This window comes from Vibrio nitrifigilis (assembly GCF_015686695.1).
Classification (GTDB): Bacteria; Pseudomonadota; Gammaproteobacteria; order Enterobacterales; family Vibrionaceae; genus Vibrio; species Vibrio nitrifigilis.
This window is the reverse complement of the sequence record NZ_JADPMR010000009.1, coordinates 1-10721: the sequence shown is the minus strand read 5'-3', so window position 1 is coordinate 10721 and position 10721 is coordinate 1. Positions and strand designations below refer to the sequence as shown.

Genomic DNA, 10721 nt, shown 5'->3' with positions numbered 1-10721 from the left:
TCAATTTCTTCTTGCCAGCGTGCTGGTTTCGCACTTTTTGATGACGTGGTTTCCGTTTAAGTCATCGGCTAATCGCTGTTCTAATTCAACTAAACGTACCAGAAGTGCTTCTTCATCAACGAGTTCATAGTCAGTCTGACTTATGTGATCGTGCGATTCACTAGGCTTACTGGACGGTTTAAACCGCTGTATCTAGGTGGGAATAAGCTTCGTTAACGTCCAAATATTCACATAACTTGTTATCAACAATAACCCAGAACCGAGTACAACAGGTTTCAATAAGTCGGCGATCATGACTGACCAACAAAACACCACCGGCAAATGCGATAAGGTATCGGCAAGTTGTTCTTACCCTCTAAATCAAGGTGGTTAGTCGGTTCATCAAGCATGAGAAGATGATATTGAGCCAACGACAATCCTGTAAACAACAATCTCGCTCGTTCACCGCCACTTAATTCACTGACCATTTGCTGTGTCCGTTCATAAGTAAAACCGCATTAATCAGCGCTTGCTTACTGCACATCATCACTGACATTCGCAAATGGTCGTAGAGCGTTATTTAATGACGCCTCACTACTCACTTGCTGTAACGATTGATCATAATAACCAATCCGACATTGGTCATGGCAGCTGACCTCATCAATCATGGGTTGTTGATAGTGCTGATATAAATGACGTAATAGCGTTGATTTTCCGCAACCATTTGCGCCCATGATAGCAATCCGCATCACCACTTTTAACCTGCATAAAAGGAGCGACAAACAGTGGAATACAGCTCTGCTCAACACAAACATTCCACGTAGAAAATTCAACTAAACGATCGCGGGCAAAGCATTACCCTTTAACGATAATATCCACGGCGTACCATCACTTAACTCAGTTTGCTGCTCGATTAAACGCGTTTTACGCCGTTGCATGGTTTTTGCTTTCGAGCTAAATCTTCGTTATCGTAGGTTTTACCCCATTGAGCTAACCGTTTTGCACTTTGATCAAGGCGCTCAATCTCTTGCTGTTCACTAGCAAAACGTTGTTCGTCCGCGCAATCCTTGGCAGCTAACTGTTCTCTTGCTTGTGAGCAGGGTAAATCATAATAATACAGCGAGGAATCACGCATAATCCAAGTGGAATTAGTCACCTTGTCTAACAACACATCGTCGTGTGAAACCAAGACAAAACTGCCCTTCCATTGGGATAAAAATGATTCTAACCACAACATCGAGGGAAGATCTAAATGGTTACTTGGTTCATCAAGTAACAATAAATCTGGCTTTGTAATCACAGCCCTTGCCAGTAGTAAACGTATTTGCTGTCCACCGCTAAGTTGGTTTACAGTACGTTGATACTCGGCTTCGGCAAAACCTAAATCCGCTAATAGACACTCAGCTTGCCAGTGGTCAGTCGCTAATAAACGTTCTTGTAACGCTTCTAATACTGTACTTTGTAGAAGGTTTGCAGGTAAAGATTGTTCTACATATCCCAATAAGCAACGTTGTGACACTGAAACCTGACCTAGAGTTGCTTCTTGGCGACCACTTAATACTTTGATCAAGGTACTTTTACCGCAACCATTATGGCCAATCAGACCAATCTTTTCTCCTTGCGAGATAGTGACGCAAAGATCGAAGCAGCAACGATAACGTCTGGACGGTCAGCTGAAGTAACAAGCAGTGAACCTGGTTTAAAGTGTTCAATCATGTTAGTGATTGAACGAGCACAAGAAAGTGATACTTTTAACGCGGCGAGTATTGATTTCACACTTCGTTAATGATGTCAGCATTTAGGTGCTTAGCCATATCGATAGCACGAGTTGCGATTAGATCGATATTCCAAGGCACACAACCTAGCACGCGAATAGGGCTAGAGTTGAAAATTTCCATTACAGCAACGTTAGCTTGCTGTGCTGCGTCAGAACCATCAAAGATTTCTGATAGGTCTGGGCGAGTGCGGCCAGCTTCATCAACAGGAGCGTTAAGTTTGTTAATGATAACGCCTTTGATGTTTTTGTTTTTAGTGCCGCCGAAGTTAGAACATGCTACTTCGATACGCTCTTTAAGCTGAGTTGGGTTATCTAAGCCAGGGCTAGCAACAAACACGATTTCTGCGCCCAAGAGTTGCCGCGATATCCGCGTTCACTTGGTTAGCAAATGGGTGTTTACGAGTCGGTACTAGACCTTCGATAAGAGTAACATCAGCGTCATTGATTTGGTTGTAACGTTCAACAATAGTTTCTAAAAGAACGTCAGTTTGTTCAGTACCAAGCCAATTTTCAGCCACTGACATCGCGATTGGTTCCGCGATTTTAATGTCTTTACCGACATAGTAGAAGTCAGGTCTGGTTGATCGCCACCTTGACGAGGTTGGGCAATTGGTTTGTAGAAAGAAACGCTTACACCTTTGCGCTCAGCTGCGCGTAGGGTACCCATGCTCACGCTGGTTAAACCAACACCTGAGCTGATAGGGATAAGCATAATAGTACGGGACATTCGTTCAATACCTCTAACAATTGATTGCAATCTAATCACTTAGATTGAGAGGACACAAAGCCTAACTACTTATTCCTAATTAATTGGTGGAATAGGAGTTAAGCCCAATGAAACACTGGCTAACGAATTTCGTTAGCCAGTAGAGTAGAAATTAGATACCTGCTAGTCGAGCAGTATCTTCAGCAATAACTAATTCTTCGTTAGTTGAAATAACGATTGCTGGAACGCGGCTTGCGTCAGAAGTGATCACACCTTCGCCGCCGAAGCGTGCTTTAAGGTTTGCTTCACCATCAATTTCCACACCTAGGATTGCAAGACGGTTAAGAACCATTTCACGGATAGGTGCAGAGTTTTCACCGATACCACCAGTGAAGACAATAGCGTCTAGACGACCGTCAGGCTTGCAGTGTAGCCTGCAACGTATTTCGCCAAACGGTGGCAGAATACGTCCATTGCGCGAGTCGCTTCTTCTTTTTGACCGTAGTTTTCTTCAACGAAACGGCAATCAGAAGTCACTTCAGTTAGACCTTGTAGGCCAGATTCTTTAGTCAACATTTTGTTGATGTCTGCTACAGAGTAACCAAGTGTGTCGTGTAGGTGGAAAATGATCGCAGGATCGATGTCACCACAACGAGTACCCATGACTAGGCCTTCAAGAGGAGTTAGAACCCATTGAAGTGTCAACAGATTGGCCGTTTTTGATTGCACACACAGATGCACCGTTACCTAGGTGACAGTTAATGATGTTAAGTTCATTAGCTGGTTTGCCTAGGACGTTCAGCCGCTTCACGAGCGATGAATAGGTGAGAAGTACCGTGCATACCGTAACGACGGATAGCGTGCTCTTTATACAAGCTGTATGGTAGAGCGTATAGGTAAGCCTCTTCAGGCATCGTTTGGTGGAAAGCAGTGTCAAACACAGCAACGTTTTTCAGTGCTGGGAATGCTTTTTGTGCTGCTTTGATACCAACAATGTGTGCTGGGTTATGAAGTGGTGCAAGTGCTGCACAATCTTCAATACCTTGTAGTACGTCGTTATCAATCAATGCAGATTGAGTGAATTTTTCGCCGCCGTGTACAACACGGTGACCAATTGCTTTTAGCTGCTCTGCCAATTCTGGCTTAGAAGCAAGAATAGTTTCGACGATGAAAGCAAGTGCTTCATCGTGAGCGGCTCCGTTGCCAAGTTGCGCTTCGTGTTTACCATCAAGTTTCCACTTGATGCGAGCTTCTGGAAGCAGAAGGCATTCTGCCAAACCTGAAAGGTGCTCGTTGCCGTTATCAGCGTCCACGACTGCGAACTTAAGCGAAGAACTACCGCAGTTTAAAACTAAAACTAGCTTAGACATGAGTAACTACCTGTTTATTCGTAAGGGTAAAAATTTTCCCAAGAGTAGTGCAATCCTTGGGATACGTACTAATCTTGGTCAATAAAAAAATAAAATCCATCTGTAAAAGACGTGATAAAGTCAAAAAATCGTCTTAGCATTCCGTGCTAATTTGCTTCTTAGTTGCCATACTTAGTATATCGAGCAACAATGAAGCGAAAAAAGTCCGCAAAGGATAGCGACAATGGGCTAATATAACAAAAAAAATTTGAATCAATATTAGCTTTAGTCAAATTTTTGCGTCATTTGTTGAATCATTCAACTATTTTTTAAGAAATGGCCGCATTAGAGAGTGAGAAACTGCTTATGAGTAACAGAGTCGGCATCATCTACTGTTTAAAAGATGGTCAGAAATACATGGATATCTGGCCTGTACGCAAGGAGCTCAACCTCATTTTTCCGGAACAGCGCATTATTAAAGCGACCAAGTTCGGTATCAAAGTCATGCCTGCTGTTGCTGCGATTAGTGTGTTAACGCAAATGGTATTCCACAATGCGGGAGCAATGCCTCAATCGATTATCATCGCTCTGTTCGCGCTCAGTATGCCTTTGCAAGGGATGTGGTGGTTAGGACAGCGAGCAAACACTCACTTACCACCGAGTTTAGCGTCTTGGTATCGTGAAATTCATCAGAAAATCACTGAATCTGGGTTTGCTTTAGAACCTGCAAAATCACGGCCGCGCTATAAAGAGTTAGCAACCGTATTAAACCGTGCTTTTCGCCATCTAGATGAATCTTCTTTAGAACGTTGGTTTTGAATTGAAGAGATTGGATAACCTGTGTGCAGGGGAGGCGTGATAGTCCTGTTTTCGCACCACAAATTTAAATTCGGGTGCTTGTGATCTGAGTGGTAGCTAGACTGCTTATTATTCAAGTGCCTAATTGTTTTTTCCCTCGTTTATCTTTTTCCTTACTGTTTTTCTTTCATATTGATACTTTGATGCTTCCTTTTGTCTATTGATGCTGGTAATAATGGCATAACTGCAGTGAATGCAGTTTTTGTATGAAAAATTATTATTAATCACGATGGCTGAGGTAACCGCGTCTATCTACTGTAATGTCGATGATACGCGTTATTAAAGCCAAATTGTTCAGAAGAATATGTGTGCTTTATTACCTAATGTGCCGTACAAGGCATGAACACTCGTTGTGAATCACTGACAAGGTTGTTGATGTGATTGACGTGTACGTTTAGGTATGTAATCAAGGAGTTAAGATGAAAGCAGGCCAACTATTCGCTACCGCAGTTCTTGCAGGGGCGACATTACTCTCTTCCCCAACCATTCTTGCCAAAACAGTATCGGTTGCCGTCTCTCAAATTGTTGAACACCCCGCTTTAGACGCAACTCGCCAAGGGCTACTCGATGGTTTAAAAGAAAAAGGTTATATCGAAGGTAAAAACCTCAAATTCGATTATAAAACTGCACAAGGGAATCCTGCGATAGCCGTGCAAATTGCCCGCGAGTTTGTGGGTGAAAAGCCAGATGTGTTAGTGGGTATTGCACGCCAACCGCTCAAGCCGCTAGTTGCGATGACACGGACAATTCCCGTCGTATTCACCGCTGTGACCGACCCTGTTGGTGCTAAGCTGGTGAAAACGCTGAAACACCCTGGAAAAAATGTAACCGGACTTTCCGATCTTTCACCAGTCGCACAGCATATCGCGTTAATTAAAGAGTTAATGCCAACGTGAAAAACGTGGGAGTGGTATACAATCCGGGTGAAGCTAATGCAGTCAGTCTGATGGAACTTTTGGAAGTCGCAGCAGCAAAAAACAACATTAAAATTGTGAAAGCCACTGCGTTGAAAGTGCTGACGTTCAATCTGCGACTCAGGCAATTGCTGGCCAATTCCGACATTATTATGCTTTGATTGATAACACCGTTGCCAGTGCATTTGAGGGCATGGTTGTGGCTGCCAATCAGGCTAAAACCCCTGTGTTTGGTGCGGCAACTTCCTACGTGAAACGTGGTGCGATTGCTAGCCTTGGTTTTGATTATTACCAAATCGGTTTGCAAACTGCGGATTATGTCGTTGATATCTTAAATGGTAAGAAGCCGGTGATATTGATGTGAAAGTTGCAACGGGGTCTGACTTAGTGATTAACAAAACCGCTGCAGACAAACTCGGCTTTAAAATTCCACAATCCGGTATTAGATCGCGCGACTAAGACATTAGAAGAACAATTCATCGTTAAATAGTGATATACACCAAAGCGAAAGGCGGGTCGCCTCGCTTTGGTGATTGAATATTAATGAGCTAAGGAGTGCTCATTGTCTCTCATCATTAGTGATGACAAGACCCAAGCCTCGTTATTTTATTAAGCAGAAAAGGGAGTAAGTAATGTCTGCTTTTGCGTTTTTTGGTGCATTAGAGCTCGGATTAATTTACGGATTGGTTGCTCTTGGCGTTTACCTTACGTTCCGTGTGTTGGATTTTCCCGACCTAAGCGTCGATGGTACCTTTCCTATGGGTGCCGCTGTTGCTGCAACAGCCATTGTCGCGGGCATTAATCCATGGGTTGCCACTATCATGGCGACTCATTGTCAGTGCAGCACTAGGATGGGTGACGGCGTTTTTAACGGTTCGTTGTGGCATTCTAAATTTATTGGCATCTATTTTGACAAGTATTGCTGCCTTCTCAATCAATATTCGTATTATGGGACGCCCTAATATTGCACTGTTAGGACAAGATACCATACTCACGCCATTTGAAGCGTGGGGTGATCCTATGTATGTCCGGCCAATTGTGGTGGGGGTATTAGTACTGTTCTCAGCATGGTTTATCGTGCGTTATTAAACAGTGATTTTGGCCTTGGGATGCGTGCGACTGGCGTAAATACACGTATGGTAGCGGCTCAAGGGGCCAGTGTGGGTTTCTACACCTACTTTTGTTTAGCGTTATCAAACGGTTTTGTTGGTTTTGCTGGGGCACTATTTGCCCAAACCAATAGCTTTGCTGATGTGACTTCAGGTGTCGGTACGATTGTAGTGGGATTGGCTGCCGTCATCTTGGGGCAAACTTTGATTCCCGGCAAGAAAATCTGGGTAGCTATCTTAGGCGGTGATTGTCGGTTCGGTGTTGTATCGGTTAGCTGTAGCATTTGCGCTAAGTTCTGGCACTGTTCGGTTTACAAGCATCGGACCTTAACTTAGTAACGGCCATATGGTTGCACTTGCGCTCGTTATGCCAAAATGAAAGGAAAATTACAAGCGAGAAAAGTATCTGGAGGTGCGGCATGATTCGTTAGAAGATATTCAAGTCACCTTTAACCCGGGTACTGTCTTGGAAAATAGGGCCTTACGTGGCGTGAATTTAGAAGTGCCAAAAGGTGAGTTTTTGACGGTTATTGGTTCAAACGGGGCGGGTAAATCGACCTTGTTAGGGGCCGTCACCGGTGAAACCCCTATGGTGGGGGGCAAAGTGTTGATTGGTGAAAAAGAACGTGACTCGTCTTACTGTTGATCAACAGTGCTAGCCTCTGTGCGCGAGTCTTCCAAGATCCACTTGCCGGTACCTGCGGATCGTTAACCATTGAAGAAGAATATGGCGCTAGCCTACTGCGTGGTAAACGTCGTGGCTGGAGCTTTCTCTATCAGGGAATCGCCGTAAGCTCTTTCAAGAGCGCATCCAGTATATTAGGATTAGGGCTGGAAGAATCGTTTGAGTGACAGTATTGGCTTACTGTCTGGTGGTCAGAGGCAGGCGGGTCAGTTGTGGTGATGGCAACACTGGCCGATAGTCAATTGCTGTTACTTGATGAACATGACCGCAAGGCGTTGGACCCAAGAATGGCCGCGTTTATCATCGACGTGACGAAACGCATCGTTGAGAAGTTAAGTTGACGGTCATGATGGTGACACACTCGATGAAAGATGCGTTAGCGTGTGGTGATCGTACAGTGATGCTTCATCAGGGGAATATTGTGCTTGATGTCGCAGGAGAGCAACGCGCTAATATGATGTCCCAGATCTGTTAGAGATGTTTACTAAAGTACGTGGAGAAGAGCTGACTGACGATGCTCTGCTACTGTCTTAGTACCTTCTATTGCCGTCCAATGATGAGAGAGCGCGGTTTGCGCTCTCTTGTTATATCTCTGCTTATTGTCTAAACTGTCGCGATAACGCTCGATATGTTCCCAATCGGTTCTACTTCCATATACGTACGAATATCGTGAAACAGCTCTTTTGCTTCCGGATACGCTTTGCGTAAATAGGTGAACCACTGTTTAACTCGGTTGGATAGTATTTGTGCTTGTCCCGCGCGAACTTCATATTGGGAATAGCGCAATAACAAATCAACCACGTTCCTACCCAAGGCAATTTGAGCTTCGTTACGTGTCAACCATATTACCAAGGTTAGGAATATTAAATGCCCCTCGACATACCATGACATCTTGCACCCCAGTGGCTGCGATACAATCTTGGCCATCTTGAGTAAGACCAAATTTCTCCATTCGCTATAATCGCATCGCGGTTTTTTTTGCGGATGTCGTCGATGTAGTTCCCACTTAATTTCATGCGCTTATATAACCGCCAACTTTGGTGGCGGGCATGCTATCGTTAGCTCATCTTGATCCAGCTGATTCGATTGCATCAACGATTTCAAAGCAGTCGTTAGGATCTTCCCAACCCAAAACGAATTTTGCCGAAACTGGGATACGGCTGTCTACCGCATCACGGGCAAGCTTTAACCCCTTGATAATTACCTCAGGCTCTTGCAGGAGTGCTGCGCCACCGCGGCTTTTATTGACGGTTTTTAGCTGGCAACCGAAATTGAGGTCAATACCATAGGCCCGCCCAATTCTGCGGCGCGAACGGCATTTTCTGCCATCCATTTAGGCTCTTGGCCAAGGAGTTGAACTTTAACGGGCACACCAGCTTGCGTACGTGAACCGTTCTTTAACTCTGGGCAGAGGCGATAGAACACATGGTCGGGGAGTGGTTGGTGAACGACCCGCACGAACTCTGTTACGCAGAAATCATAATCGTTGATTTCTGTCAGCATTTCTCGCATCAAATGATCTAACACGCCCTCCATCGGGCCTAAAATTACACGCATAATCGTCTATCTTGGTATTTGGGACGCGAGATTGTAGTGTGGAGTGATACAAATGTCACGACTTGGTCGATGTTGATTTCAGTTTGGTTAAAGCATAGGCAACCACGGGCGATGCGTGCATCTGGCAAACACTTGGGTATAATGCTCGACTTAACTATTGATAAGAGAGCGGTATGAGTTACCAATTTATTGAACTGAATGTGGCTGAATATGATGTGTCGGCGCCGTTTATTGAAGGGGTAGTCTTAGCGGCTAACTTTACCACTGAACCTTTAGATCCAAATCGTTTGGTTATCAGAGCTGTTTCCTGATGCAGGACTCGGTGTTTGTTAAACAAGTTCATGATCATCTGCAAACTCAATATCAAGTCATTAAAGCGAATCAATATCCGTTGCTTGAGCTTATTCAAAGTGATTCTGATGTCCTCAGTGAACTTGCCTCGGGTTTTATGGCCTTTATGGCCGCTGATTGAAGACAAGTGGCAGCAGGCTGTCGTCAGTGATGGTGCCTTGCGCATGTTGCAAGCGTTATTAACCACATTTATGTTGGCGCTTGATGAAGAGCAAACCCAAGCACAAATGCGCGCTGCAGGGATTGAACATCCACCGCAATTAAGTGATTTGCTACCGCAGCTTGATGTGATGGTACAGGAAGTCGCTATGGCAGCCGATGAATGTTTATTAGGGGCTCAGGCGCAGAAAATTAATCCGTATAAAACGGTGGGGCGTAACGACAGTTGCCCTTGCGGTAGCGGGAAAAAATTCAAACAGTGTTGTGGACGTTAAAAACAAAAATTCAAACACGACACTGACACTAACGTTGGCAATAATTATTATATATGAGGGTCCTCGCCCCGTAATGCACGAGTCATCGTTAGTCATAAAATATCAGTTGGCTTAAAAATCTTGGAGAGATTAAATAATGAAAAAATGGGTTGCCGCATTGGCGTTTTGTAGTTTTTCTGTTTTGGCTGCACCAAAAGATGTGATTAAGTGATCGTTTGGCGTTGGACCGATGGGTTCAGTGCTAAGTTTCAACAAAAAGTCATCAGCCCAGATGGAGAAGTCGTCGTAGATGGCAATGGCCTATGTGAACATCTCTCGTCCGAATCTTTTTCGTTGGGAAACTAAGACTCCGGATGAAAACCTGCTAGTTTCTGATGGTAAAAACGTTATGGTATTACAATCCATTTATTGAACAAGTCACTATTTATCATCCTGATCAAGCGACTGAACAGACACCATTTGTGTTATTAACCCGTAATTCGTAAGAGTGACTGGGATGCTTACCGAGTCCAAGAAAAAGGCGATGTCCTTTACGCTTATTCCTACCGATGCGGATACTAACCAAGGCCAGTTTCAAATCGACATTACTGCCAAAGGTATCGTTAAAGGCTTTAATTGTGATTGAGCAGGATGGGCAAAAACGCTTGTTTACTTTTAGTGATGTTAAGGGTAGGAAACCAGAGGCCGGTTTATTTATATTCCAACTGCCTGAAGGCGTAGAAGTTGACGACCAACGTAAATAATCCCACCTATTCAACACCCACTCAGTATGACGCTCTCAGTGAGCTGAAATAGGGGAGGTCGTGACGGTGAACAATAACTACAGTTTAGATTTTTCAGGGGACGAAGATTTTCGTCCCCTTGCTGCACGTATGCGTCCAACAAACGGTGGAGCAATATATTGGTCAGCAACATATTTTAGGCGTGGGTAAACCCTGCGTCGAGCTTTAGAATCTGGTCATATTCACTCTATGATTTTGTGGGGACCACCAGGCACGGGGG

4 protein-coding genes and 9 pseudogenes are annotated in these 10721 nt (G+C 44.3%); 6 read left to right on the top strand and 7 right to left on the bottom strand.

Annotated elements, in window-relative coordinates:
• Positions 1–290: 290 nt before the first annotated feature.
• The 4 genes and pseudogenes from I1A42_RS25410 to I1A42_RS24555 all read right to left on the bottom strand — a co-directional run bounded on the left by I1A42_RS25410 (position 291) and on the right by I1A42_RS24555 (position 3832).
• Positions 291–713, bottom strand: a pseudogene (locus I1A42_RS25410) (ATP-binding cassette domain-containing protein).
• A 179-nt stretch (positions 714–892) separates the two neighbouring features.
• Positions 893–1579, bottom strand: coding sequence for an ATP-binding cassette domain-containing protein (locus tag I1A42_RS24940; protein WP_329604870.1), 687 nt, complete (start codon positions 1577–1579; stop codon positions 893–895).
• Between the two features lie 32 nt (positions 1580–1611).
• Positions 1612–2483: pseudogene (locus tag I1A42_RS24560) on the bottom strand (AAA family ATPase); the annotation flags it as partial.
• 151 nt (positions 2484–2634) lie between these two features.
• A pseudogene (locus I1A42_RS24555) lies at positions 2635–3832 on the bottom strand (acetate kinase).
• A 345-nt stretch (positions 3833–4177) separates the two neighbouring features.
• Between I1A42_RS24555 and yfbV the strand changes: the two are divergent.
• The 4 genes and pseudogenes from yfbV (at position 4178) to I1A42_RS24535 (ending at position 7911) form a co-directional block, all read left to right on the top strand.
• Positions 4178–4630, top strand: a complete 453-nt coding sequence (gene yfbV / locus I1A42_RS24550) for a terminus macrodomain insulation protein YfbV (protein WP_196123339.1) — start codon at positions 4178–4180, stop codon at positions 4628–4630.
• Positions 4631–5088: 458 nt separating this feature from the next.
• Positions 5089–5947, top strand: a pseudogene (locus I1A42_RS24545) (ABC transporter substrate binding protein).
• Between the two features lie 268 nt (positions 5948–6215).
• Positions 6216–7115 (top strand): annotated as a pseudogene (locus tag I1A42_RS24540) (ABC transporter permease).
• Positions 7105–7911, top strand: a pseudogene (locus tag I1A42_RS24535) (ABC transporter ATP-binding protein). Before I1A42_RS24540 ends, I1A42_RS24535 begins: the two co-directional pseudogenes overlap by 11 nt.
• Before the next feature lie 69 nt (positions 7912–7980).
• Here I1A42_RS24535 and I1A42_RS25405 read toward each other — a convergent pair.
• The 3 genes and pseudogenes from I1A42_RS25405 to I1A42_RS25395 form a co-directional block, all read right to left on the bottom strand.
• Positions 7981–8217: a hypothetical protein gene (locus I1A42_RS25405; RefSeq protein ID WP_408063551.1), complete on the bottom strand. Its 237-nt coding sequence runs from the start codon at positions 8215–8217 to the stop codon at positions 7981–7983.
• A pseudogene (locus tag I1A42_RS25400) lies at positions 8207–8710 on the bottom strand (tRNA-dihydrouridine synthase). The gene I1A42_RS25405 and the pseudogene I1A42_RS25400 overlap by 11 nt, the downstream one beginning before the upstream one ends.
• Positions 8632–8934 (bottom strand): tRNA-dihydrouridine synthase, encoded by a 303-nt coding sequence (locus I1A42_RS25395; protein WP_408063550.1) that lies wholly within the window; start codon positions 8932–8934, stop codon positions 8632–8634. Before I1A42_RS25395 ends, I1A42_RS25400 begins: the two are co-directional and overlap by 79 nt.
• A gap of 173 nt (positions 8935–9107) precedes the next feature.
• Between I1A42_RS25395 and I1A42_RS24525 the strand changes: the two are divergent.
• A pseudogene (locus tag I1A42_RS24525) lies at positions 9108–9719 on the top strand (SEC-C metal-binding domain-containing protein).
• 136 nt (positions 9720–9855) lie between these two features.
• Positions 9856–10462: pseudogene (lolA, locus tag I1A42_RS24520) on the top strand (outer membrane lipoprotein chaperone LolA).
• Positions 10463–10721: the final 259 nt, after the last annotated feature.

What these genes read in the sequence shown, in the direction of transcription:
- yfbV (WP_196123339.1), top strand. Translation starts at nt 4,178, where the DNA reads ATGAGTAACAGAGTCGGCATCATCTACTGTTTAAAAGATGGTCAGAAA.
- I1A42_RS25395 (WP_408063550.1), bottom strand. Translation starts at nt 8,934, where the DNA reads ATGCGTGTAATTTTAGGCCCGATGGAGGGCGTGTTAGATCATTTGATG.